Genomic DNA, 25,301 nt, shown 5'->3' with positions numbered 1-25,301 from the left:
AGCGGAAGGGGGCGCGTTCGCCCGGCCTCCTGTCCCGCTGATCACCGCCGACCTACGGTCGTGGGCAGGGGCGACGGCCGGGAGGTTCGAGCATGGCGGGACAAGGTCCGGGGGCAGGGGACACCCCGGGCACAGGGGAGCGGGACGCCCACGAGGCCCTCGACATGTCCTTGGTGCGGGTGTGCGATCCCGCGGGACGCCCCAGGGGCACGGGCTTCGCGGCCGACGACATCGGCACGGTGATCACCGCCCACGAGGTGGTGGACGGCCTGGCGGGCCTCGTCCTGCGCGGGCCGGGCGAGCGCGTCTGCGTGGTCCCCGCCGATGCCGTGGTGGCACTGCCCGACATGGGCCTCGCCCTGGTGCGCGCCGAGGGCCTCGGCCTGCGCCCGCTGCCGCTCGCCGTACGGGACTCCGTGACGCCCGGCGCCTATGTGCGCATCGCCGCCTGCGGCTGGCGCGAGGCCCGGCTGCTCGGCTCCTCCCCGGTGACCTACACCGCGCGGGACGGCGGTCACCCGCTGGCGTCCGCCCTGGAGCTGGCCATCGGCACCTCGGGCGCCGACGCCCTGCGGCTCGGCGGCGGGGCGGCCGGCGGACCGGTCGTGGACGCCTCGTCCGGCGCGGTGCTCGGCGTCCTCGGGACCGCGCTGCTGCCGCGTACCGCCGAAGCGGGCCCGGCCGGAGAGCCGCCCCTGACGCACCGGCCCTCGGGCTTCGCCCTGCCACTGCGGACAGCGGGGCCGCTGCCGCGAGCCGTGCGGCCCCCGGGAGCCGGGCCGCTCGGGGACGTGCTCGCCCGCAACGCAGCGACCGTCCCCGCCTACGGGCCCGACCTCAACCTCGCGGGCGCCCTGCACCTGACGGCGACGTCGGCGGGTTCCGACGGCCCGCGCCCCGAACTGCTCGAACCGGTCGCGAGGCCGGGGACGACGGCGGAGTTCGACGCCTTCACCGCAGGCCCCGCCGCGGTGCTCGCCCTGGTCGGGGACCCCGGCACGGGCCGTACGACGGAGCTCGCCGGGCTGGCCGCCCGGCGGGCCAGGGGCGCCGCGCCCCAGCCGACGCTCTGGCTGCGCGGCGCCGACCTGCGGGGCACGGACGCCTCCGTGGCCGACGCCGTGGAGCGCGCGCTCGGCAGGGCCGGGCGCATCCTCGCCGCCGCGCGGGACACCCCGGCGGGCCCGGGCCTCGGCGACATCTCGGCGGGGCGCGTGGCACGGCTCGTGCGGGACGCGGGGCGGCCGTTGCTCCTGCTGCTCGACGGGCCCGAGGAGATGCCGCCCGCGGCGGCGCACCGCCTGGCCGAGTGGAGCGCGGGCACCGCCGCGTGGCTGCGGGGGACCGGCACGCGGCTCGTGGTCGCGTGCCGCGCGGAGTACTGGGAGCAGGCGGGGGCGCACTTCGCCCCCGGGACGCTGTACGGAACGGACGAGGGCACCGGCCTCCCGGCCCGCGTCCACCTCGGCGGCCTGCCGGAGCCGCAGGCGCGCGGGGCCCGCGAGCGGTACGGCATCCCGGAGGGGGCGCTCGCCGACGCCGACGCGCGGCATCCCCTGGCCCTGCGGCTGCTGGGTGAGGTCCGGGCGGCCCTGCCCGAGGCGCCACCGCCGGGCACCCCGGCCAGGGAGGAGATCTTCGCCGCCTATCTGGACCTGCTCTGCCTGCGGATCGCGGTGCGCCTCGCCGCGTCGAACGGACTGCGGGGAACCGCCGTGCGCCGTCTCGCCGCGAAGGTGTCGGGGCAGGTCCACGCGGCGGCCCGGCGCTGCCTCGGCCCCGGCCACGGCGAGCTGGACCGCGCCTCCTTCGAGGCGGTGTTCCCGTGGGGAGCGACGCCCGGCGCACGGTTCCACGGCTGCACGGGGTGGGCGTCGGCGGTCCTCACCGAGGGGCTGCTCGTGCCCGCGGGGGCGGGGTACCGCTTCGCGCACGAGGAGCTCGCCGACTGGCTCCAGGGCACGCACCTGGACGTGGACGTCGCCCTGGACGCCCTGGTCCACCGGCGCCGCCCCCAGGAGCCGGCCGTCCCCGGGCAGCGGAACCCGGCATCCGGGCGTCCGCTGCCGGTGCCCCGCCACCGGATCGGCCCGGTCCTCCAGGCCCTGCTGTCGCTCGGCCGCCAGCGCGGCCCTGCCGCATTGGCGCCGCGCCTGCGCGACCTGGCGGACGCCGCGCTCGGCGCGGCGGACAGCGACGCCGTGTGGTGGGGGAGACAGCTGCTGCGGGGTGTCCTGTCCCGCGTACCGGACGCGACCCCGTATCTCCCGGTCCTCGAAGTCCTCGCCGACCGCGGGGAGTTCGAGACGGACTTCTGGCTGCGGCTGCCGCTGGCGGAGGGCGAGCGGTTCGGGCTGCTGCGGCGCCTCGTCGTGCGCGACGGACCGCCGGGCGCCCCCGGCCGCTGCCTGGACGCCGTCGCCGAGCTGCTGGCCGCCGACCCGGCGAGCGCGCAGCCGCGGCTCGTCCGCTGGTTCACCGACGAGCGCCCGCTGGACGCGGCGCCCGACGCCACCGTGGCCTCCGCCGCGCAGGCGCTCCTGTACACCCACCGGCACCGCGCCCTCGACGGCCTCGCCGACGCCCTCGTCGACAGCGGCCACGCCCGCGCCGACGAACTGCTCGCCGCGCTCGCCGAGGAGGAGCCCGCCGCCGTCTGCCGGGCCGTCGACCGCTGGGCGCAGGACGAGCGGCCCGGACGGCGCGCCGCGGCCGCCGCCCACGGTCTGCGCGCCGCCGCGCACACCACCGCGGAGGCCGACCGCGAGCTGCTGCGCTACACCGCGCTCTCCCTGCTCGCGGCCCCCGGCGGTGAGGCCCTGCACGGGGCCGCGCTCGCGCTGCTGGTCCGCGATCCGGCGACGCGCGCGCGGTATCTCGGGCGTGCCCTGCGGCTCTTCTCCGAGGGGGACGCGCGGATGCCGGTGAGTGCGGTGGCCGCGGCCCTGCCCTCCCACCCCGAGGCGGTGCTCGCCGCCTTCCGGGCGCGGTGGCACGCGCCGGGGCCCGTCGCCGCAGACGTGCTGGGCGGCCTCGTCGACGTGACCACGCCCGCGCTCGCCGAGCAGGTCGCCGCCCTGGTGCGGGACCTCCTCGCGGCGAGGCCCGAGGCCGGTGAGGCCGCCGCGGCGTATGTCGGCCGGCGGCTCGACGAGGGGCCCGGCGTACGTGACGTGCTGTTCCCCCTGGTGGCGGCGGTGCTGCACGGTCCGGAGCCGTCGGTCAGGGCCGCGTTCGCGCCCGTGCTCGCGGGGCCGGGCGGTGCGGGGGCCGGGGCTTCCGGCGCCGGGGCCCCCGGCGTCGACGCCTCGGGTGGTGCGGCTGCCGGTGATCTGCGGGGTGAGCTGCTCGGCGTGCTGCTGGAGCGGGAGCGGGACCCCGTGGTCCTGGAGAGCGTCGTGCGGGGCGTGGCCCGTGCCGCCGCCGCGTGTGGTGAGGAGCGGACCCGCGAGCGCCTGCGCCGGGCGGCGCGGCTGCTCGTGCGTACGCCGGAGGGTGCGTCCCGCTTCGACCGCTGCCTGGTCGAACTGGCCCGCTCCGAGCCGGGCTTCGCCGCCCTCGTGACCCGCTGGCTCCACGGCGTCCCCGAGGAGTGGGCCACCCTGGTCGGCCCGAGCACCTGCCGGACGATCGAGAACCTCGCGGGCGGCGTGCGGGTACCCGCCTGAAGCCCCGCGTCCGGGGCGGCGAGTGACCCCCGCCACCCCGGATGAACAGACGCCGATGCGAGCCGGGGCCCCGCGGCATGGCAGTCTTAGACCTGCGTAATCGGCAATGGGAACGTACAGACGTCACGGACGTACACAGGTTCGGCGAGGAGCAAAGAAGTGCAGCGCTGGCGTGGCTTGGAGGACATCCCCCAGGACTGGGGGCGCAGCGTCGTCACCATTGGTTCCTACGACGGCGTGCACCGCGGGCACCAGCTCATCATCGGCCGGGCCGTGGAGCGCGCCCGGGAGCTGGGCGTGCCCGCCGTGGTCGTCACCTTCGACCCGCACCCCAGCGAGGTCGTGCGCCCCGGCAGCCACCCGCCGCTGCTCGCCCCGCACCACCGGCGCGCGGAGCTGATGGCCGAGCTCGGCGTGGACGCGCTGCTGATCCTCCCCTTCACCACCGAGTTCTCGAAGCTGGCGCCCGCCGACTTCGTGGTGAAGGTCCTCGTCGACAAGCTGCACGCGCGCGTGGTGGTCGAGGGCCCCAACTTCCGCTTCGGCCACAAGGCCGCGGGCAATGTCGACTTCCTCGCCGAGCTCGGCCGTACGTACGACTACGAGGTCGATCTCGTCGACCTGTACGTCAGCGGCGCCGCGGGCGGCGGCCGGCCCTTCTCCTCCACGCTGACCCGGCGCCTGGTCGCCGAGGGCGACGTCACGGGCGCCGCGGAGATCCTCGGCCGGCCGCACCGCGTCGAGGGCGTCGTCGTGCGCGGCGCCCAGCGCGGCCGGGAGCTCGGCTTCCCCACCGCCAACGTGGAGACGCTGCCGCACACCGCCATCCCCGCCGACGGCGTCTACGCCGGCTGGCTGCACGCCCAGGGCGAGGCGATGCCGGCCGCGATCTCCGTCGGGACGAACCCGCAGTTCGACGGGACCGAGCGGACGGTCGAGGCGTACGCGATCGACCGCGTCGGGCTCGACCTGTACGGGTTGCACGTGGCCGTGGACTTCCTGGCCTTCGTGCGGGGGCAGGCGAAGTTCGACTCCGTGGAAGCGTTGCTCGTCGCCATGGCGGATGACGTGAAGAGGTCCCGGGAGCTCGTCGAGGCCGCCGGGCGCGTCCAGTCGCCGTAGGCGCAACGGGTTCGCGCGCGACCGCGGGCGCGCCGTGGTCGCTCGCGCGGTTCCCGCCGACCCCTCCTGGGGCGCTCGGCGAAGCCCCGTCAGGGGCGCGGAGAACCGCGCGACGAGCCCCCACCGGCGGAAGGCAGAGAACGCACCCTCAAGGCGTCCCGCCGGCGACCGCCCAGTGACAGGCCACCTGCGTCTCACCGCCCCCGGAGAGCAGCGGGAGGTCCACCTTCCGGCAGTGATCCGCCACGCCCGCCCGCTGGGCCTCGCCGGAGGCGAGCACCTGGCACCGCACATGGAACCGGCACCCGCCGGGGATGCGGGACGGGTCCGGCGGCTCACCGGAGAGGACCACCGGGTCGCCGGGGGCTTCGGGCAGCACCGACAGCAGCGCCTGCGTGTACGGATGCCGGGGCGAGGTCAGGACCTCCTCCACCGTGCCTGTCTCGACGATGCGGCCCAGGTACATCACCGCCACCCGGTCCGCGATGTTCCACGCGAGCCCCAGGTCGTGCGTCACCACCAGGGCGGACAGTCCCAGCTCCTCGCGCAGACGCAGCAGCAGGGCGAGGATCTCCCCGCGTACCGAGGCGTCGAGCGAGGCCACGGGCTCATCGGCGACGATCAGTTCGGGCTCCAGGACCAGCGCGCCCGCGATGACGACCCGCTGGCGCTGACCGCCCGACAGCTCGTGCGGATAGCGCAGGAAGAACCGCTCCGGGGGCCGGAGCCCCGCCCGGGAGAGCGCCTCCGCGACCGCGGCCCGCTCGTCCCCCGCGTACCCGTGGATGCGCAGCCCCTCGGCCACGGCGTCGTACACGGTGTGCCGGGGGTTGAGCGAGCCGCTGGGGTCCTGGAGGACGAGCTGGACGCGCTTGCGGTACGCCTTGAGGGCGCGCCCCGCGTAGTCCAGCGGCTCCCCGGCGAACGTCACCCTGCCCGACGTCGGCGGCACGAGGCCCAGCAGCGAGCGCGCCAGCGTCGTCTTGCCGCAGCCCGACTCGCCGACCAGGGCGACGATCTCGCCGGCCCGGATGTCGAGGTCGACGCCGTCCACCGCACGCGCGGTCGGCGCGCCCCGGCGGCCGGGGAAGGCGATGTGCAGGTCGGCGGCCGAGAGCAGCGTGCCGCCCGGCTCCTGAGCGGTGGTCATGCGCGGGTCCTCTTCACGGTTCTCCTCGGTCACGGTGTGCGCTCCGCCGTCGCGGGCGCCGCCGTGGGCTGCGCCGGGAGCGGGGCGCCCGCGTGCACGCAGGCCGCGCGGTGGTGCGGGCCCGCCTCCCGCAATGCCTGGTCCTCCGTGGAGCAGGACTCCAGGGCGACCGGGCAGCGCGGGTGGAAGGTGCAGCCCGTGGGGAGCGCGGAGGGGTCGGGCGGATCGCCGGGCAGCCCGCGCGGCGCGAACCGCGACGCCGGGTCGCCGATCCGAGGGAAGGTCGCCGACAGCGCCTTGCCGTAGGGGTGCCGGGCGCGCTCGTAGACCTCGGTGGCCGGGCCCTCCTCGACGACGCGGCCCGCGTACATCACCGCGAGCCGGTCGCAGGTGTCGGAGAGCACGGCGAGGTCATGACTGATCATCATCAGGCCGAGGTCCTGCTCGGCCACCAGCTGTTCGATCAGCCGCAGGATCTGCGCCTGGATCATCACGTCGAGGGCGGTGGTCGGCTCGTCCGCGATGATCAGCCGGGGGTCGCAGGCCAGCGCCATCGCGATCATCACGCGCTGCCGCTGGCCACCGGACAGCTCGTGCGGATACGCCGCCGCGCGCGCGGCGGGCAGCCCCACGTGTTCGAGCAGCTCGCCGACCTTCTTCTCCGCGCCCGCCTGGGTCGCCTTCCGGTGCAGCAGGATCGGCTCGGCGATCTGGTCACCGATGCGGTGCACGGCGTTCAGCGAGTGCATCGCGCCCTGGAAGACGATCGAGGCCCCGGCCCAGCGCACCGCGCGGACCCGCCCCCACTTCATCGTGAGGACGTCCTCGCCGTCGAGCAGGATCTGCCCGGACACCTTGGCGCCCGCGGGGAGCAGCCGCAGCAGGGCGAGGGCGAGCGTGGACTTGCCGCACCCCGACTCGCCGGCCACGCCGAGCTTCTGCCCCGCGTCGACGTGGAGGTTCACGCCACGGACGGCGGCGGCGCCGTTCGCGTACGTCACTTCGAGGTCGCGCACGTCGAGGAGCCGGGGCCCATCGGTTTTCTGTACGTCGTTCAACGGGTGGCCCCCAGCCTGGGGTTGAGCACGGATTCCACGGCACGGCCGCACAGCGTGAACGCCAGCGCGACGACGGCGATGGCGAGGCCGGGCGGGGCGAGGTACCACCAGTGCCCGGCGCTGACCGCGCCCGCCTCGCGCGCGTCCTGGAGCAGGCCGCCCCACGAGACGCTCGTCGGATCGCCGAGGCCGAGGAAGGCGAGCGTGGCTTCGGTGAGGATGGCGCCGGAGATGACCAGCGTGGTCTGCGCGAGGACGAGCGGCATGACGTTGGGCAGCACGTGCCGGGCCATGATGTGGCCGTGCCCGCCGCCGAGGGCCTGCGCGCGCTCGATGTAGGGCCGCGACTCCACGGCGAGCGTCTGCGCCCTGACCAGGCGTGCCGTGGTCGGCCAGGTCGTCACGCCGATCGCCAGGATGATCGTCCACAGGGAGCGGGACATCACCGAGGCGAGAGCGATGGCGAGCACCAGCGTCGGCATCACGAGGAACCAGTCGGTGACGCGCATGATGACGGTGGCGTACCAGCCCTTGAAGTGCCCCGCGGTGATCCCCACCAGGGTGCCGATGGCCACCGAGAGGACCGCGGCGAGCAGCCCCACGGCGAGCGAGATGCGGGCGCCCCACACGAGCAGGCCGAGCAGATCGCGCCCGAACTGGTCGGTGCCCAGTGGGTACGCCCCGCTCGGCGACTCCATCGGCCTGCCGGGGGCGTCGGTCACGCTCTGCGCGTCCGAGCCGACGAGCAGCGGCGCGAAGACGGCGGCCAGGGCGATCAGGACCAGCGCGGCCAGGCCGAAGAGCCCCGCCTTGTGGGTGCGGTACTCCCGCCAGAAACGGGTCACGGAGTGCCGCCTGCGGGCCCGCGCCAGGGAGCGAGCGCTCTTGCCCGGGGCGGCGGGCGCGACGGGCGCCGGGGCGGTCGAAGGGGTTTCGGCGGATTCGGTCGTCATCGGCCCACCCGGGGGTCGAGCAGCGGATAGATCACGTCGGCCAGGGTGTTCATGAGGATGACCGCGGTGGAGAAGACGAAGAAGAGGCCCTGCACGAGCGGCAGGTCGGGCACGCTCAACGCCGAATAGAACAGCCCGCCGAGGCCCGGCCAGGAGAAGACGGTCTCGACGAGGATCGCGCCCGCCACCACCGTGCCGAGGTTGACGAACATCAGGGTGACGGTCGGCAGCATCGCGTTCGGCACGGCGTGCCGGCGGCGTACGAGATCGTCGCGGAGCCCCTTGGCGCGCGCGGTCGTCAGATAGTCGCTGCCCATCTCGTCGAGCAGCGAGGAGCGCATGACGAGCAGGGTCTGCGCGTATCCGACGGCCACCAGGGTGATCACGGGCAGCACCATGTGGTGCGCGACGTCGATGACGTACGCGAAGCCGGTCTCGCCGCCCGACTCCAGGCCGCCGGTCGGGAACATCCCGGGAATCGGCCCGATCCCCACCGCGAAGGTGATGATCAGCAGCAGCCCGAGCCAGAAGGAGGGCACCGAGTACAGCGTCAGGGCGAGCCCGGTGTTGAAGCGGTCGCCGAGCCTGCCGTTGCGCCAGGCGGTGCGGGTGCCGAGCCAGATGCCGATGAGGGTGTAGAGGACGTACGCCGTTCCGGTGAGCAGCAGCGTCGCGGGCAGCGCCTCGGTGATCTTGTCCATCACGGGGGCGTGGAACTGGTACGACGTGCCGAAGTCGCCGGTCAGGACGTTGCCGGTGTAGTCGAAGAACTGGGTCATGACCGGCTTGTCGAGACCGAATTCCCTGCGCATCGCGGCGAGCTGCTCGGCCGAGACGCGCTTGCCGCCCGTCATCTGTTTGACGGGGTCGCCGGGGATCAGCCGGAACAGGAAGAAGCTGGTGACGAGCACGGCGAACAGCGACACCGCCGCACCGCCGATCTTGCCCGCCACATAGAGGAGGTAGGCGCGGGTGTCGCGGGTCCGGGGCCCGCGGGCCGACGCCGCCCCGGCCCGAGCCGGGTCGGCGTCGGCCCCGGGGCCGCCAGGGCCCTCGGTGTCGAGCAGTGCGGGATTGCTGTCAGCGGTCATGCGTTACTCGCGGTCCTCTGCGGTCGAACGGCGGCGCAGGGCGAACAGGGCTCCGCCGCCCACGAGCACCACCGCGGCGGCGGCGATACCGATGATGACACCGGTCGAGCCGCCGTCCTTGGAGGAACTCTTCCCATCCGCGGGCACGGCGGACCACCAGCTCCAATATCCGTCCTGGCCGTAGATGTTGCCCGCGGCCGTCGGCATGGTGGTGATGGACTTGATCTGGTCGGTGCGGTAGGCCTCGACGGCGTTCGGGTACGCGAGGACGTTCATGTACCCGGAGTCGTACAGCCACGACTGCATCTGCTTGACGATGTCGGCGCGCTTGCCCTGGTCGTACTCGGCGAGCTGCTTGTCGTACAGGTCGTCGAACTTCTTGTCGCAGATGAAGTTGTCCGTGGCGGCGCTCTCCTTGGCCTTCACCGGCAGCGCGGCGCAGGTGTGGATGCCGAGCACGAAGTCGGGGTCGGGGTTGACGGACCACCCGTCGAAGGCGAGGTCGTACTCACCCGCGTACCAGGGCACGGACACGTCGTCGAGGCACTCGACCTTCAGCCCGATCCCGAGGTCGCCCCACCACTCCTTCAGGTACTTCCCCACGGCCTTGTCGTTGGGGTCGGTGGCGTGGCAGAGGATGCGGAAGTCCAGCGGCCTGCCGTCCTTGCCGACGCGCTTGCCGTCACCGTTCTTCTTGTAGCCCGCCTCGTCCAGCAGCCGCGCGGCCTTCTTCGGGTCGTACGACATCCGCTGGTCGGCGCTCGGCTGCCAGGCGTACTCGGAGAAGCGCGGCGGGATGTATCCGGCGCCCTCGACGGCGTGGCCCTGGAACACCTTGTCGACGATGGCCTCGCGGTCCACGGAGAGGAACAGCGCCTGGCGCACCTTCTTGTCCAGGAGGGCCGGATGCCCGTCACCGAACTTCTCGCCGTCGCGCGTCTTTGCCCCCGGGTTGGTCGCCAGGGCGAAGAAACGCCGGCCAGGACCCTCGTTGACCTTGATGTTCTCCTCGTTCTTGAGCGAGTCGGCCTGCGCGGGCGTGAGCGCGGGCTGCCCGGCCACGAACGACACCTCGCCCTTGCGGAGGGCGGAGACGGCCGCGTCCTGGTCCTTGTACGTCTTGAAGACCAGCTCGTCGAACTTGGGCGCGCCGCGCCAGAAGTCCTTGTTGGCCTTCAGCCGCACGTACTGGTCGACCTTGTAGTCCGTCAGGATGAACGGCCCGTTGCCGACGACCGGGAAGTCCTTGTCGTTGTTGAACTTCGAGATGTCGTCGACCTTCTCCCAGACGTGCTTGGGAACGATCGGCACATCCAGCGCGGCCATGGTGGCCTGCGGCTTCTTCAGCTCGATGACCAGCTTGGTGGGGCTGGGCGCGGTCACCTTCCTGAAGTTGGTGACGAAGTTGGAGTTCGCGGTGGCGGTGCCCTCCTTGGACATCACCTTGTTGAACGTCCACGCCGCGTCCTTTGCGGTGGCGGGCTTGCCGTCCGACCACGTGGAGTTGTCCCGGATGGTGTACGTCCAGGTCAGCTTGTCGGCGGAGGGCTTCCAGTCCGTGGCGAAACCATCGATCGCACGGTTGTTCTTCGCGTCGTAGTTCGTCAGGTACTCGTAGGTGAGGCGGTGCAGGCTGGTGCTGAGCAGCCGCTGGGCGAGGAACGGGCTGAGCGAGTCGACGCTCTGCGCCACGGCGACGGTGAGGACCTTCTTGCCGTCGTCCGCCTTGGCCTCGGCCTGCTGCGGGGCGAGATTGAGGGGCGTGGCGAGACCGGCCGTAAGGGTGAACGCGGCGGCGCCCCCGGCGAGCACGAGCCTCAGCCGTCCACGGGGCCGGGGTGCGTGTGGAGTCGCTTCCGTCACTGCTGTTCTGCCGTGCTGATCTTGTGTGTCCATGGGTCGGTGACCTCGCGTCATCGCTCGCGCAGGGATATCTGGTTGAACTGGTTGAACGCTGGTTGATCAAGGAACGTCAGCTGGTTGCTGTGTGTTTACCAGCGCTGGTCAGCACACGTCAACGGCAGGTGAACCCCATGTGGCCTGCGGAAATAACGACTTGACGGCAACTTCACCCGCATTGGTCAAGACCTCTGACGCAGGGCTGGTGAGGGGGTGGCGGCTGGGGGAGCAGCAGGTGGGCGGCTTCGGGCGGAACTGCGTCCTCGGGGTACGGCCGGACGGGCGAAACGCACGGCGGGCCCGCGCCGGGGAACGGCACGGGCCCGCTGACGGGAGAGAGGCGGCGACTACTGCTGCGGGGGCTGCGGCGGCTGCTGGTAGGGAGCCGCAGGCTGCTGCGCGGGCGGCGGGGCTTGCCAGCCTTGCGACTGCTGGGGGTAGGCCTGCGGGGGGATGGTGGGCTGGGGGTGCTGGGGATGGGGCTGCTGAGGCTGGGGCTGGGGCTGCTGCGGGGCATACGGTTGCGGCTGGCCCGGGTAGGGCGCGCCGGCGTGTTGCGGCGGCTGCCCCTGGCCGGGCAGCGGCGGAGCCACCCGGGGCGGCGGGTTGCCGTCCGAGGTCCAGAGTCCCTGCTGCTGCTGGGCCCGCACGAAGTCCTCGGCGACCATCGCCGAGAGGTTGAAGTACGCCTCCCGCACCTTCGGCCGCATCATGTCGAGATCGACCTCGGCGCCGGCGGCCAGGTGCTCGTCGAAGGGGACGACGACGACCCCCCGGCACCGCGTCTCGAAGTGCGACACGATGTCATCGACCTTGATCATCTTGCCGGTCTCGCGCACCCCGGAGATGACGGTGATGGACCGCGAGACGAGATCCGCGTACCCGTGCGCGGACAGCCAGTCCAGCGTCGTGGAGGCACTGCTCGCCCCGTCGACCGAAGGAGTGGAGATGATGATCAACTGGTCGGCGAGGTCGAGGACCCCGCGCATGGCGCTGTACAGCAGTCCCGTACCCGAGTCGGTCAGGATGATCGGGTACTGCTTCCCGAGCACGTCGATGGCGCGCCGGTAGTCCTCGTCGTTGAACGTGGTCGACACGGCGGGGTCCACATCATTGGCGATGATCTCCAGCCCGGAGGAGGCCTGCGAGGTGAAGCGCCGGATGTCCATGTACGAGTTGAGGTACGGGATCGCCTGCACCAGGTCACGAATGGTGGCCCCGGTCTCGCGGCGCACGCGACGCCCGAGCGTGCCGGCGTCCGGGTTGGCGTCGATCGCGAGGATCTTGTCCTGCCGCTCGGTGGCGAGGGTGGACCCCAGCGCGGTGGTGGTGGTCGTCTTGCCGACGCCGCCCTTGAGGCTGATGACGGCGATGCGGTAGCAGGACAGCACCGGCGTCCGGATCAGCTCCAGCTTCCGCTGCCGCTCGGCCTCTTCCTTCTTGCCGCCGAGCTTGAAACGACCGCCCCCCGAGCGGCTGCTCTTCGCCTTCGGCTTGGTGTTGCGCAGCAGCCGGTCGGAGGACAGCTCGACGGCCGCGGTGTACCCGAGCGGAGCCCCCGGGTTGGTCCGCTCCCGCTGATCGTGCTGCACGGCCTGCGGCCAGGCGGCGCCGGTGCGGGGGTCGATGGGGGGGTGTCCTTGGGCGGGGGGTTGTGGCTGGCTCTGCGGCTGGGCCTGGGCCTGGGCGGGAGGCTGGGGCTGGCCTTGCGGCTGTCCCTGAGCGGGGGGCTGCGGCTGGCCTTGGACGGGTGGCTGGGCCTGGGCCTGGGGGGCCTGGGGGGTTTGGGGCTGCTGGGTGTGGGGCTGCTGCTGTGCCTGCGGGGCCGGGGGCTGCTGGGGGAACCCGTAACCGCCGGCCTGTACGGGGGCGTCGCCGGCGCCCGGCTGCTGCGGGAACCCGTAACCGGCCTGCGGCGAAGGCGCGGGGGCAGGCGCGGCGGTCCCGGCCTGCGGAAACCCGTAACCCTGCGGTACCTGGTCCTGGGGCGTGTGCCACCCGCCGGGCGCCGGCGGCTGCGGGGCCTGGGGCTGCGGGGCCTGGGGCTGCGGGGCCTGGGGCTGCACGGGCGGCTGCGGCAAGGGCTGGGCCTGCGGGGGTGCAGCCGGGGCAGGGGCGGGGGCCGGGGCCTGGGGAGCCTGTTCCGGCGTAGGCGCGGGAGGCGTCTGTGCCTGCACGGGCTGGGGGGCGACCGGGGGAGCGGCCTGAACCGGCGGCGCGGCCTGAACCGGCGGCGCGGGCCACTGCGGCGCGGCGGTCGGAGCGGCGGGCTGATAGGTGGGAGGCAGAGGCGGAAGCCCGCCTTGCGGGGCGAGGGGCGGCGGAGTCCAAGAGGCAGGCGCGGAGTCCTGGACGCCGCTGTCGCTGTCACCGTCACGACCGCTGTCATGGGAGTCACCGGCCGTGGCAGGCACGGCAAGCCCAGAAGCAACGGCTCCGGCAGCCTGAGTCTCGCCGGACTCGGCAGGCTGAACGGACTGGGCGGACCCGGCGGTCTGTGCGGACCCGGTGTTCTGGTCGGGCTCGGCAGGCTGGGCGGGCTCGACGGTCTGGGCGGGCGCGGCAGCGGCCTTCGCTTCGGCGGCGGAACGCTCCTCGATCTCCCGCTTCAGCGCACGCGCGGAGAACCGCATCGTGGCGCCACTCTCAAGGTCACCACTTCCCGGGCCCTCCGCGACGGGCGTGGCAACAGTCTCGGACTCCGACTGCGGCTCAGAAGCGGCAGCAGGCGCGGGCTCGGAGCGCGGCCCGGTTCCGGGACCAGCTCCGGCCGCGGGCTCGGCTCCGGCCGCGGGCTCAGCTTCGGAAGCGGGCTCAGGGACAAGGGAGGCAGCCCCTTCATCGCCACCAGAAAGCTCGGCCCCTCCACTCCCCGCCTCGCCGGCCCCGGTCTCAGCCCCGGCAGTCGAAGCGGCAGTGGCAGTGGAAGTGGAAGTGGAAGTGGAAGAAGCATTGGCGAGGGCGTCAATGTCGTCCTTCGGCACGACACCGGTCACGTGCACGGAGGCGGCGGGCCCGGCCACGGCCGAACTCCAGTCAGTGGCGCCGCCACCAGAAGCCGCAGCCGCATCGTCCTCCTCACCGGCAACATCCTGGGCCGCAGGCTGGAACCCGCTCCCCACGGGAAGCTTCGGCACAGCGCCGACAAGCCCCTCCGAAGCAGGCGCGACGGAGGGCTCCGGCTCCGCCGCCACATCGGCGGCAGCGTCAGAGGCAACGGCCTCCGCACCGACGGCCTCCGTTCCGACGGGCTCCGCGCCGACCGGCGGAACCGGCCCGGTGGGCGGAGCCAACGGAGCGGGCGGCATGGCGAACGACGGCAGGGGAGCCGGCTCCGGCGCGGGAGCGGGCTCGGCGACCGGCTCAGCCGAGGGCGGAGCGAACGGAGTGGAGGCGGGCGGTTCAGCGGAGGCGGACGGCTGGGAGACCGGCGGCGTGGAGACCGGCGGAGTCGAAGACGTCTCCCCGGCGCTGCCCGAAGCGTTCTGCGTGTACCAGGCTGGCGGCGCGTAGTCGATGGTGAACTCGCCCGTCGTCTCGGCAGCGGACTCCGCGTCGGACTGATCATCGACGGGTGAGTCCCAGCCCCCGCGGATCTCGTCCCGATCGCTGTTCACAATGCCTCCTGATGTGGTCGAGCACCCTCGTGCCGTGGTGGGGGGCGACCGTTCATGTCGTCCGATCCGCCTGGCTCTCCCCGTTGAGGACGCGCACGACCCACACGTGGGTTCTTGTGTCGCGCCTTGTCCCAGCCTAATCACCAAAACCAGGAGCACGGCAGGGCAGTCCGCCCCACCAATGCCGTCCATTGCGTCACGCCTCGCTCAGGAACGATCCGCGTACACCAAACAGCGAAGGACAAACCCCTCAACGAGGCATGGAGTACTGCGAAGCCCCCATGAACCTCCTGAACTCCGCCCCCGCGCGCCCCAGTCCATCCGCCGGGCGCCTCAGTCCATCCGCCGGGCGGCACCCAGCAATCCGGTCTCGGCATCGGTGGCCCGCGTCATCACGTACTGCCGGTCGTGATCGGCACACCACAACGTCACGCCATCGGCCAGCGTGGGCAGCGACTCCACGTCCCCACCCGGCAGCCCCAGCAACGGCCCGAGCCGCACCGCCTCATCCGGCGACACCCGCTGCACGCCCACCAGCCGGGCCTGCCGAACCAGCCGGGGCGCGACAGGACTGAGGTAGGGCAACACCGTCAGCACCGACTGCCAGGCCCCCGCCACGACCCGCCCCCGCGGCGGCCGCATCCCACAGTCCCGCACCACGAGCACGGGGCTCCCTGCCGACGCCCCCTGCGGCGGCACCCGCCCCACGTCGTACACGGCCATCCCGCTCTGCCCGACCCCGAGCGCCTGCACCAACTGCGCCCACGCACGGGCCCGCCCGGTCTCCACAGTCACCCGCGCCCCGGTCGCAGCGGCCCGCAACGCGATGACCTGAGCCGTCCACAGGCCGCCGATGAAGAGGATGTCGTACGGCGTGGGACGACTGACGCCGAGCGTCGCGGGCCGGCCCTCCGCATCCACGCCGATCACGACCCCGTCGTCACCGATCGGCAGGGTGAGCGCGTCCACCTGGTCGGCGGGGAGGGCATGCCTCCCGTGTCGGGGGCCGATCAGCCCGAACCCCCCTCGCGCGGCCGTTGCGAACGCGCCCCTAGTGGGTTCACCCGGGAAGCCCGCGAGGGGAGGAATCGTGGTGGCCATCAGCGAGTACCTCCGAGCGGCATGGTGGCCAGCATCCCTGGCAACTGTTCGCGATCCAGCCGCATCAGCCCTGTCCCTGCCTGACGTGCCGCCTGCTCCAAGGACCGCCGTGCGGCAGAGAGTTCGGCATCACCGCGCCCGGTCACCCGCAGGTGGCCCCGGACGGTGATGCCACCCTGTGCGCCGCGCCCGAGCGTGAGGCTGAAGGTCGTGGTCAGCGCTGGAACAGCGGTGAGGAGAGCCACGAGCTGCGGCAGCGCGGGACCTCCGGATCCGCCCAGCTGTGGCCAGCGCTTCACCCAGTAGGTGGTGTGACGCCTGTTGTCGCACCGCCATGCACGCGGGGATTCCTCCGTTCTGCGCTCCGGGACCGCGGCCAGGTCGGCCTGAGCCGTCACCAGGGGGTTCGCGCAGGCGGAGGTCGCGATGGCGGTGGCCACCTCCTCCTCATTCAGGACGGTCACGTGGAAACCCGCCCCTGTGAGTCGGCTCGCGAGTTGGTCCGCGGCCCGCACCACGCACTTCTGGGCCCCGAGCAGGCCGCCTCCGCGCGCTGCCACGGCTTCGGGGGAGAGCTCCGGGTCGAGCTTGAGGGCGATCCAGGTGATCCGCACGGCGGGCGTGCCCGTGAGGGCCTGCAGCGGCGCGTAATTGGTGGCGGCCAGCGACTGCTGCGGCAGGTGCAGTGCGGGCGCGGGCCGGGTGTGCAGCACGATCTGAGCGGACTCGAGCCGGATGCCGTCCACTTCCAGTGCGTCGCGCACCAGCTTCACCGGCAACGGCTTCCGTCCGCGATCCGCCCGCAGCGCCGTCACGTCCGATTCGACCTGCAGCACCGCCGTCATGAACGTCCCGTCGCCGACCATTCCGACCTGACGACGATCCCGGCCGCTGTAGGCGTACGTGCGCAGAGCCGGGTCGCACTCGACCGCTGGGGCGAAAGCCGGGTTGGTAGCCGGAGGTAGCGGCTGCCCCGCCGCGCTGCGTCGGCGGGATCGCAACGCCCATGCGGTGTCCAGCCATTCATGCAAAGGGCGGCCACGACGGCGTACCACGGCGAACACGACCATCACCGCGGCGGCCACCGAGGCCGGAGCGAAAGCCAGGGGACCGACGACCCAACCTGCGACGAGCACGGCGGCAGCGGCTTGCAGCAGGACGAGTCGGAGCAAACGAAAGGAGCCCAACCGCCGGGAGACCGCGCGGAGACGAACGGCCCCGCCCACGGGCGGCACCATCGTGCCCGGCGAGTCACCCCTCACCGGCGGCGTCCGAGTGGCGGGCCCTGTACGTCTCCCCGCCCGCCTGCGTGGCGCTGAGGCCATCAGCCAACCCCCATAGTTTCCCCGAACCACCGTCAAGGGCAAGGTGTTTGGTCCCCGAAAACGTCACCCAGCCCGCACGTCCGATTACTCAACAGGCATAGTAGGGCCCGGCCCGATCACGGAGCGCGAGGGTACGACTCGCAACCGTAACGGGGGAGCAGCAGCCACCCAGGTCGCTCACGGGGAGAAGCGGACACGCATGGCATCACGGCGGGACGAACTCAACGCATACATCTGGGCTGAAAGGATTGGCTCCGGGCGCCGAGATCGTTCCCATTCGCACCACAACGGGAAAGGAGCCGGGCAAGAAACTGGGCGACACCCCCGCTGCCATCCGAGCCGCAGCTGATAGCGACGCGCGGATCATCAATATGTCGTTCGGTAGCGACTTCATGTCCCAGGCTGAAAGGGCTGCGGTGAAGTACGCGGCCGGGAGAGGCAAGCTGCTATTTGCCGGCGTCGGCAACGATGCGCAGACAAAGAACTTCGTGGGATATCCCGCCGCCTACCCGGAGGTTGTGGGGGTCTCCGCAGCCGACCGATCCGGCAAGGTAGCCAAGTTCTCCGAGTACGGAGAATACGTCGACCTCGCCGCCCCCGGCCTAGACATCCCCCGCTGGTGCGACGAGACCTTCCGCTCCTACTGCGACGAAGGCGGCGGTACCAGCGCCGCCACCGCCATCGCTTCCGCCTCTGCCGCCCTCGTCTGGTCCAAGCACCCCTACTGGACCGCCAACCAGGTCCTCCGCGTCCTCATCGACACCGCGGGTCGCGACTGGCCGAAGGGCGAGCCCAGCGACTACCTCGGCTACGGGTTGATCCGGCCGGCCCGCAATGTCGTGAAGGGTGAGGGGGAGCCCGGGCCCGCCGACACCGATCCCATCACCAACGAGAAGACCGCAGGTGGAGGCGGTGGTTCTGGCAGTGGTGACTCGACCTCTCCCACTTCGACGCCTTCACGACCTGACGAGGGAGCCACCTCGGGCGGCAAGGAGACCACTGCCGCGGAGGCCTCGAACGATGGCGGCAGCAACCTGCTGTGGTCCGTCCTGGGCGGCCTCACCGCAGTCGTGGTGATCGGCGGCGGTGTCTTCGCCGCGATGCGCGCTCGCCGTCGCGCCTGAGTTCTGTGCGGCACGGCTACTCGCCTCATCCATCCGATCCATCCCAGCGACAGTTCACGAAGGGAGCCATCCGTGACGGACGGCCGGAAGTTGAACAACGAGCAAGTGGCGCTTCTGAAGAAGGAGATCGTGGGCAAGTACGACTCGGTCCAGAAGCAGCTCAAGCGTCTCCAGGGAACGCTGGACATGATGGAGGCCAATTGGAGGGGGATCGGGGCGCACCCTTCGACGGGAAGCAGACGGAGATCAATGAGCGCATGAGGGCGATCGGCAGCATCCTGGTGGACTTCCTCGACGGAATCAGTGGCAACGAGAAGCTCACCGACGGGCTCGAGGACCAGATCAGGGCGACGATGAGCGGCATCGACGTGGAGTACGGCGGCAAGCAATCGGCCATCAGCAGTTACTGACCGGCGAACCGCTCACATACACCCGCTCACACACATCTGCTGACACACACCCGCTCACACACATCCGCTCGCACACATCCACCGAGAAATGGGGCAGGGCATGGCAAACGTCCACTTGAACGAACTCGCGGTCAAGTACGGCGGCCTCGACGCGATCGCCACGGAACTCGGCATCCAGGCCAGGCAGTTGGAGGCCGACCTCGCGGACATCAAGCGGGCCGTGGCCAAGGTGGCCGAAGGCTGGGAGGGCGAGGCGCACAAGTCCTACGTCGCTAAGCAGAAAGAGTGGGACCAGCACGCCGAGGTCATCCATCGCGCACTCGTCACCATCGGGCAGAAGGTCGGAGAGGCCGGCGGTGACTACCGCGGCGGGGACCTGAAAGGCGCCAGCTACTTCCTGTGAGCCCGGACCGGCGCATGGCGTAGACGAAACGGGGTGGACGCGCGCGGGAGGCGCCCACCCCCGTCTCATGTGACCAGTACGCGGCTGTGACCAGCACGCGGCGTCACGTCACTCGGCCGCCGCGACCCCGCCATTGCGCACAGAAGGCTCCAGGTCGAATTCCCCGTCCCGCGCGCCCAGGACGAACGCCCGCCATTCCGCCGCCGTGTACCGCAGCACGGTCTCCGGATCCAGTGACGACCGCATGGCCACGGCGCCCTCGGGCAGGTACGCGATCTCGACCCGCTCCTCGTGCTCCTCGGTGCCCGGCGCGCTGTGCCACTCGACGCCGGAGATGTCGAGGGCGTAGAGCTCCTCCTTCTCGCGTTCCTTGCGAGCCTTTTCCTGCGCCTCTTTGTCGGGTGCATCGGTCATGGCGGAGGGTCCTTTCACAACGTACGAAAGAGCTGTGGGGCCAGCCTACTTGTGGGCTCCGTCCCTGTTCAGAGGTTGGGGAGAACGGCGGCTCTCAGATCTCGTCGGCCGCCAGCCCCGTCTGCACCATCGGTTTCCCCCGCTTCCGCGACACGAAGATCCCCCGGCCCACCGGCATGGGCCGTGGCCGCACCCCGCCCAGGATGTCACCCTCGTCGGGGTCGCCCGCCAGGACCACGCCCTGGGCTCCGAGCTCTTTCACTCGCTGCATGAACGGCTCGTACGACGCCCGCCCCGCGCCCGCCGTCGACCGGGCGATGATGAAGCGCACCCCCACGTCGCGGGCGAACGGGAGGAGCTCGGTGAGATTTCCGAGCGGGTTGCCACTGGAAGTGGAGACCAGGTCGTAGTAGTCGACGATCACGTACACCGGCGGGCCCTGCCACCAGCTGAGCTCACGGAGCTGCCGCGCGGTGACGTCCGCGGGTGGGGTGCGCCGCTGGATCAGGTCGGCCAGGGCCGCCATGTGGTGGCCCATGGCGTTGGACATGGGGATGTACTCGGCCAGGTGGGTGGCCGGGACGGCGTCGAGGAGCGAGCGGCGGTTGTCGACCACGAAGAGCTTGCAGACATCGCCGCTGTAGCGCTCCGTCAGCCGTTTGATGAGCAGCCTCAGCAGGTTGGACTTGCCGGACTCGCTCTCCCCGAAGACGAGGAAGAAGGGGTCCTGCTCGAAGTCCACGAAGACCGGCTCGAGGTTGGTCTCGTCGAGGGCGAAGGACAGGCCCCGGTCCGGGAAGGCATGCCCCGGGGGCAGCTCGTCCGCCGGCAGCTCTCGCGGCAGCAGACGGACCGCGGGCGCGCCCGGCGCCGGCCAGTGGCGGGAGACCTCGGCGGCCAGGGCAGCCGTGGCCTCGGCGAGGTCGGTGTCCGAGGACAACCCGTCGATAGGGGGGACGGCAGCCATGAAGTGCTGCTTCTGCGGAGTCTGTCCGCGACCGGGCACTCCGGCGGGGACGCCGGCGGCGACCTTCCGGTCGATCTCGGAGTCCATGGTGTCACCGAGCCGCAGTTCGAGACGGTTCATGAGGTGGTCCTTGAGGTTCGCGCGAACCTCCATGGACCGAGACGCGGTGAGGATCAGATGGATGCCGTAACCGAGGCCTCGCGCCGCGATGTCGAGGACGGCCGGTTCCAGCCCCTCGTACTCGGAACGGAAGTTGCCCCACCCGTCGATGACGAGGAAGACGTCCCCCCAGGGTTGGTCGGTCACCGAGATCTCGCCACGGGCCCTGCGCGCACGGAAGTCGACGATGGACGCGATCCCCATCGTGCGGAAGTACTCCTCGCGCCGGGCCAGAACGCCGTACACCTCGGCGACCGTGCGCCGTACCCGCTCGGGGTCGAGGCGCGAGGCGACACCGCCGACGTGCGGGAGGCCGCCGACGGACGCCATCCCGCCGCCGCCGAAGTCGAGGCCGTACAGCTGGACCTCGTGGGGAGTGTGCGTGAGGCAGAACGCCGCCATCAGCGAGCGCAACAGGGTCGACTTCCCGGACTGAGGGCCGCCGACGATCTGCATGTGTCCGGCCGCCCCGGAGAAGTCGCACCAGAGGGGATCGCGGCGCTGTTCGTACGGCTTGTCGACCAGGCCCAGTGGTATGACGAGCCGTCCCGCGCCTTCGTAACCGGGCTGGGTCAGGCCGCGGCCCTCCACCGCCGTGAGCCCGGTGAGCAGTGCGTCCAGGGGCGGCGGGCTGTCCAGCGGCGGGAGCCACACCTGATGGGCGGCCGGGCCCTGCGCCTCCAGGCGGCGCACGATCACGTCGAGGACGGTGTCGACGAGAGTGCCGTCCGCGCTGCCCGGGTCCGGTCTCGCGGCCGCCCGCCGCTCGGACGCGTAGCGCACGGGAACCTCGGCGGCGGTGAACAGCGTGGGACGGCGATCCACGGGACGCGGGCCGCCCGGCGCGGCGGCCTGCCCCGATCCGGGCCGGTACACACCGGAGACGTAGGCCGCCTTGAAGCGCACCATCTCGTCCGTGCCGAACTTCAGATAGCCGGAACCGGGCATGTTCGGAAGCTGGTACGCGTCAGGCACTCCCAGAGCGGCGCGTGACTCGGCGGCGGAGAACGTGCGAAGGCCGACGCGGTACGAGAGGTACGTCTCCAGGCCTCGCAGCCGGCCCTCCTCCAGGCGCTGTGATGCCAGGAGCAGATGGACGCCGAGCGACCGGCCGATGCGGCCGATCTGCACGAACATGTCGATGAAATCCGGCTTCGCGGTGAGCAGCTCGCTGAACTCGTCGATGACCAGGACCAGGGACGGGACCGGCTGGAGCGCGGCGCCCGCCGACCGGGCCTTCTCGTAGTCGTGGATGTTCGCGTAGTTGCCGGCGTCCCGCAGCAGTTCCTGACGGCGGTTGACCTCGCCCCGGAGGGAGTCGCCCATGCGGTCGACGAGGGTGAGGTCGTCCGCCAGGTTGGTGATGACAGCGGCGACGTGCGGCATCTGCGCCATGCCCGCGAAGGTCGCGCCACCCTTGAAGTCCGCGAGGACGAAGTTCAGGCTCTCCGAGGAGTGCGTCACCGCGAGGCCGAGCACCAGCGTGCGCAACAGCTCCGACTTGCCGGAACCGGTGGCTCCCACGCACAGCCCGTGCGGTCCCATGCCTTCCTGCGCCGCCTCCTTCAGATCCAGCATCACGGGCCGGCCGTCCTCGCCGACCCCGATGGGAACCCGCAGCCTTTCCGTGAGTGAGCGCGTACGCCACGTCCGCCGCGTGTCGACCGAGTCGGCGTCACCGAGGTTGAGCAGCTCGGTGAACTCCAGGTTGGCCAGCAAGGGCTCGTCGTCGCCCCCGGAGGGAACGCGGAGCGGGGCGAGCTGCCGGGCCAGCGCCTCGGCTCCCTCGTACGAGAGGACATCCGGCGTGCCCTCGTACACCAGGCCGTGGTCCGACTCGATCCGCAGCGTTCCCGGGTGTACCGCGAGGGACAGACCGCCGCGTCCCTGCGTCAGTTCACCCGGTACGACCTCCACGACCGTCACGCCCTGCAGTCCTTCGGGTGACGCGAGCGTGACCGTCGGAGGCAGTGACAGGCCGTCGAGGACGACGACGTGCGGTCCGTCCGGCAGGGGCGCCCCCTCCGAGTGGAAGCGCGGCCGTCCGTGGAGGCGGGCGGTCAGCATGGCCTCCAGTTCGATGGCGTCGCCGGTGATGAGCCGGCGGCTGCCCGCACCGTCCGAGGCCTCGGGCGTCTGGCTGTGCGGCAACCATTTGGTCCACTCCCAGGCGTGGGCGGCAGTCTTGCCCGCCCCGACGGCGATGACCAGGTCCTGGGGGGAGTGCAGCGCGGCGAGGGAGGCGGCGAGCGCCCGCACCGTGCCCCGTGCCGTCTCGGGGTCCCCGCTGACCGTGACGTGGTAGAAGGCACGCAGGGAGATGGCCATGGGCAGGTCTTCCCACGTGCTGTGCGCGGTCAGGAAGCGCTGCATCGCGCCCGCGGTGAGCGGCTCGAGCTCGTCCACCGGCGCCGTCTGCGGCGGTACGAGCGGCGTGGCGAGCGACTGGGACCCCAGGCCGATGCGCACCTGCCCGAAGTCCGCGTCGCCCGTGCGGCGCTCCCAGACCCGACTGCCCTCGGCGACCAGGGCTCACAACTGCTCGGGACAGGGGTGGAGGTAGTACTGAGCGTCGCGCTGTGCACGCGCCGTCTCGACGGCGGTACGCCGGGTCTGCTTCAGATACCCGAGGTAGTCGCGCCGCAGGTCCGCCAACTGCCCTTGGTTGCCACGGCGGTGGCGGATCAGCATCGCCACGGACATGGCCACCGTCGACGCCACCATGACCATTCCCATGACCTTCATGAACGGGTGAGCGCTCGGCATGAAGAAGAACACCACGGAGCCGCCCATGCCGAGCATGGGCAGCAACTGCATCATCGCGCCCTCCTGCTGCCCGCGCGGCAGCTCGGGCGGGGGCTGCAGCACGACCTCGTCGGTGGGAACCGGGGAAGGCAGCCTCCGGGGCGGGCGCTTCACGACGATGTGGCTCACTGAGCACCAATTCCCTGGTAAACGCGGGCTTTCCGCTCGCCGCCCGGCGTCCGGGCGATGCGATCACTGTGTGATCATACTGACACCGATAGTCACCACACACGGATAGGGTGCCCGATGCGCACACGTGCGGTGGTCGATCCGAACCAGTCGGCGGGGAGGCCAACTGCCGGAAGGACGCGGGGTTTTCCGGATACGTGCCGGGGTGCGGCTCGGGAATCAGCCAGGAGGGCCGGTTCTTCCACGGCCGCGCCGCGCCGTACGAGACAGTCGTGAACGCGGCGCGCAACATCAGCAAGAGGGGGGCACCGGAGTTGGCCGTGACCGGCACCGGCACGGGCCTCAGCATCGAGGGGAAACAGCAGGTGAGTACGACGGCTTCCATGACGGCCACTGGATTCGGACGGCCCGGCGGTGGAAACCCCCCTGGGAACTCATCCGGACGTGGGGCCGGCGTCGGCACCGGCACGTCCTACGGCTTCTGCCGGGTCACCATCGTCGCGCCCGACAGCCGCATCGACGTGGCACTGCCCGACGACGTCCCGGTCGCCGACATCTACCCCGAGGTCCTGCGGCTCTCCCGGCAGGCCCCGGCCGAGGGCGCACCGGTCGGCTACCACCTCGTACGCCGCGACGGCACTGTTCTCGACGGAGCCCGCACGTTCGCGGCCCAGCGCATTCTCGACGGTGAACTGCTCACACTGCGCCCGTTCTCCGCATCGCTGCCACCCGCCGTCTTCGACGACGTTTCCGAGGTCGTCGCGTCCGCGGTGACCCGGGACCGCGTGCTGTGGACCGGCGACCTGACCCGCACCGCCGGACTCGTCGGCGGGACCGTGCTGGCGTCCCTCCTCGCCTACGTCGCCTGGACCGCGGCCCCGCGCCACGACGTGCATGGGCTGCCGGGCATCCTCGCCGGCGTCGCGGGCGTCCTGCTGATCACCCTCGCGGGGGTTCGCGCGCGGGTGTACGACGACAGGGCCGCTGCCCTCGCCTTCGGCCTCGGCGCGCTGCCGAACGTGGCGGTGGCGGGCTCCGGGCTGCTCCCGGTGACCGAAGGGCAGGGCGTGGGCAGGCTCCAGTTCCTGCTGGCCTGTGCCGCCGTTGTGACGGCATCCGTGATCCTCGGGCTGCTCTCACCAACGGGCGACGGACCGTTCGTCGCGTTCGTCTTCGCCTCCGCGGTGGGGCTGTTCGCCACGTTCCTCGCGGCACTGTGGCAGCTGGAGCCGGTCGAGACCGCTGCCCTGTGCGCCCCGTCGGCGGTGGGGGCCCTGGCCTTTCTGCCCGGCCTCTCCATGCGCTTCGCCCGGCTGCCCATCGGCTACGAACCGCCGCACGGCACGCGGGGCGGTTATGGAGCGGACCCCGTCCCGCAGGAGCCCGTCGACGCCGAGCGCATCGCGGCCCGGGCCCGCCGTGGTCAGGAACTGCTCGTCGGCCTTGTCGGCGGTTGCGCGCTCGTCGCGATCGGGTCCGCGGTGGTGCTCGCCCTCGCCGCCGATACGTGGGGACAGGTCCTGGCCCTGGCCACGGGGATCGCGATGCTGATGCGGGCGCACCTCTTCCGCTACACCGCTCAGGTCGCCGCCGCCCTGGTCGCGGGTCTGGTGACCCTCGTCCTGCTCGGCATCGGCCTCTGCCTCGACCTGGCGGCCGGCTCGACCGGTGACGGCGCGGCACTCGGCCTGCGGACCATCTGGCTCGTCGCGGGGATCGCGGCGGCGGCGGCCCTGGTCACCAGTGTCGGCCTGATCGCCTCACGCGCCGGGGTGACCCCGTTCTGGGGGCGCTTCCTGGAGCTCTCCGAGTCCTTCGTCCTGCTCACCCTGGTGCCGCTGACGCTCGCGGTCTTCGACGTGTACGCCGAGGCCAGGGCCATGACGAGCTGACGCGCCCGTCGAAG

Annotated in this window: 15 protein-coding genes and 2 pseudogenes; 7 read left to right on the top strand and 10 right to left on the bottom strand. The window is 72.0% G+C overall.

What is annotated here, in order from left to right:
• Positions 1 to 92 precede the first annotated feature (92 nt).
• Entirely contained in the window at positions 93 to 3,668 is a 3,576-nt protein-coding gene (locus DCW30_RS00645) for a trypsin-like peptidase domain-containing protein (protein WP_076684247.1), read from the top strand.
• A gap of 159 nt (positions 3,669 to 3,827) precedes the next feature.
• Positions 3,828 to 4,790: a bifunctional riboflavin kinase/FAD synthetase gene (locus tag DCW30_RS00640; RefSeq protein ID WP_076684246.1), complete on the top strand. Its 963-nt coding sequence runs from the start codon at positions 3,828 to 3,830 to the stop codon at positions 4,788 to 4,790.
• Between the two features lie 148 nt (positions 4,791 to 4,938).
• Here DCW30_RS00640 and DCW30_RS00635 read toward each other — a convergent pair whose 3' ends face one another.
• From DCW30_RS00635 to eccE, 8 genes are all read right to left on the bottom strand, one after another.
• Positions 4,939 to 5,940 (bottom strand): ABC transporter ATP-binding protein, encoded by a 1,002-nt coding sequence (locus tag DCW30_RS00635; RefSeq protein WP_076688848.1) that lies wholly within the window; start codon positions 5,938 to 5,940, stop codon positions 4,939 to 4,941.
• Positions 5,941 to 5,969: 29 nt separating this feature from the next.
• Positions 5,970 to 7,106: an ABC transporter ATP-binding protein gene (locus DCW30_RS00630; protein ID WP_205576588.1), complete on the bottom strand. Its 1,137-nt coding sequence runs from the start codon at positions 7,104 to 7,106 to the stop codon at positions 5,970 to 5,972.
• A complete protein-coding gene (locus tag DCW30_RS00625; RefSeq protein WP_076684244.1) occupies positions 6,995 to 7,951 on the bottom strand; it encodes an ABC transporter permease in 957 nt (318 codons plus the stop codon). Before DCW30_RS00625 ends, DCW30_RS00630 begins: the two co-directional genes overlap by 112 nt.
• Positions 7,948 to 9,042 carry an ABC transporter permease gene (locus tag DCW30_RS00620; RefSeq protein ID WP_076684243.1) on the bottom strand — a complete coding sequence of 365 codons (1,095 nt, stop codon included), beginning with the start codon at positions 9,040 to 9,042 and terminating at the stop codon, positions 7,948 to 7,950. The genes DCW30_RS00625 and DCW30_RS00620 overlap by 4 nt, the downstream gene beginning before the upstream one ends.
• Positions 9,043 to 9,045: 3 nt before the next feature.
• Complete coding sequence (locus DCW30_RS00615; RefSeq protein WP_079249981.1) at positions 9,046 to 10,938, bottom strand: ABC transporter substrate-binding protein; 1,893 nt, start codon at positions 10,936 to 10,938, stop codon at positions 9,046 to 9,048.
• Positions 10,939 to 11,288: 350 nt separating this feature from the next.
• Complete coding sequence (locus tag DCW30_RS38165) at positions 11,289 to 14,558, bottom strand: SCO5717 family growth-regulating ATPase (RefSeq protein WP_103557404.1); 3,270 nt, start codon at positions 14,556 to 14,558, stop codon at positions 11,289 to 11,291.
• Between the two features lie 333 nt (positions 14,559 to 14,891).
• Entirely contained in the window at positions 14,892 to 15,659 is a 768-nt protein-coding gene (locus DCW30_RS00605; RefSeq protein ID WP_237283383.1) for a hypothetical protein, read from the bottom strand.
• Complete coding sequence (eccE, locus tag DCW30_RS00600; protein ID WP_076688842.1) at positions 15,659 to 16,831, bottom strand: type VII secretion protein EccE; 1,173 nt, start codon at positions 16,829 to 16,831, stop codon at positions 15,659 to 15,661. Before eccE ends, DCW30_RS00605 begins: the two co-directional genes overlap by 1 nt.
• Positions 16,832 to 17,133: 302 nt before the next feature.
• Here eccE and DCW30_RS00595 point away from each other — a divergent pair.
• The 4 genes and pseudogenes from DCW30_RS00595 to DCW30_RS00585 all read left to right on the top strand — a co-directional run.
• Positions 17,134 to 18,108: pseudogene (locus DCW30_RS00595) on the top strand (S8 family serine peptidase); the annotation flags it as partial.
• Between the two features lie 72 nt (positions 18,109 to 18,180).
• The gene (locus DCW30_RS37160) at positions 18,181 to 18,369 is read left to right on the top strand and encodes a hypothetical protein (protein ID WP_237283382.1); all 189 of its coding nucleotides are present in this window, start codon (positions 18,181 to 18,183) and stop codon (positions 18,367 to 18,369) included.
• The gene (locus tag DCW30_RS37155) at positions 18,366 to 18,518 is read left to right on the top strand and encodes a hypothetical protein (protein WP_237283381.1); all 153 of its coding nucleotides are present in this window, start codon (positions 18,366 to 18,368) and stop codon (positions 18,516 to 18,518) included. The genes DCW30_RS37160 and DCW30_RS37155 overlap by 4 nt, the downstream gene beginning before the upstream one ends.
• A 100-nt stretch (positions 18,519 to 18,618) precedes the next feature.
• Positions 18,619 to 18,921, top strand: coding sequence for a WXG100 family type VII secretion target (locus DCW30_RS00585; RefSeq protein ID WP_076684239.1), 303 nt, complete (start codon positions 18,619 to 18,621; stop codon positions 18,919 to 18,921).
• Positions 18,922 to 19,029: 108 nt separating this feature from the next.
• Here DCW30_RS00585 and DCW30_RS00580 read toward each other — a convergent pair whose 3' ends face one another.
• The gene (locus tag DCW30_RS00580) at positions 19,030 to 19,335 is read right to left on the bottom strand and encodes a DUF397 domain-containing protein (RefSeq protein WP_076684238.1); all 306 of its coding nucleotides are present in this window, start codon (positions 19,333 to 19,335) and stop codon (positions 19,030 to 19,032) included.
• A gap of 94 nt (positions 19,336 to 19,429) precedes the next feature.
• A pseudogene (gene eccCa, locus DCW30_RS00575) lies at positions 19,430 to 23,395 on the bottom strand (type VII secretion protein EccCa).
• A gap of 383 nt (positions 23,396 to 23,778) precedes the next feature.
• Here eccCa and eccD point away from each other — a divergent pair.
• On the top strand, positions 23,779 to 25,287 hold the full coding sequence (gene eccD / locus DCW30_RS00570; RefSeq protein ID WP_076688840.1) for a type VII secretion integral membrane protein EccD: 1,509 nt from the start codon (positions 23,779 to 23,781) through the stop codon (positions 25,285 to 25,287).
• Positions 25,288 to 25,301: the final 14 nt, after the last annotated feature.

The organism is Streptomyces alfalfae (assembly GCF_004127445.1).
Lineage (GTDB): Bacteria > Actinomycetota > Actinomycetes > Streptomycetales > Streptomycetaceae > Streptomyces > Streptomyces alfalfae.
The sequence above is the reverse complement of the archived record's forward strand: the minus strand, read 5'-3'. Positions and strand labels throughout refer to the sequence as shown.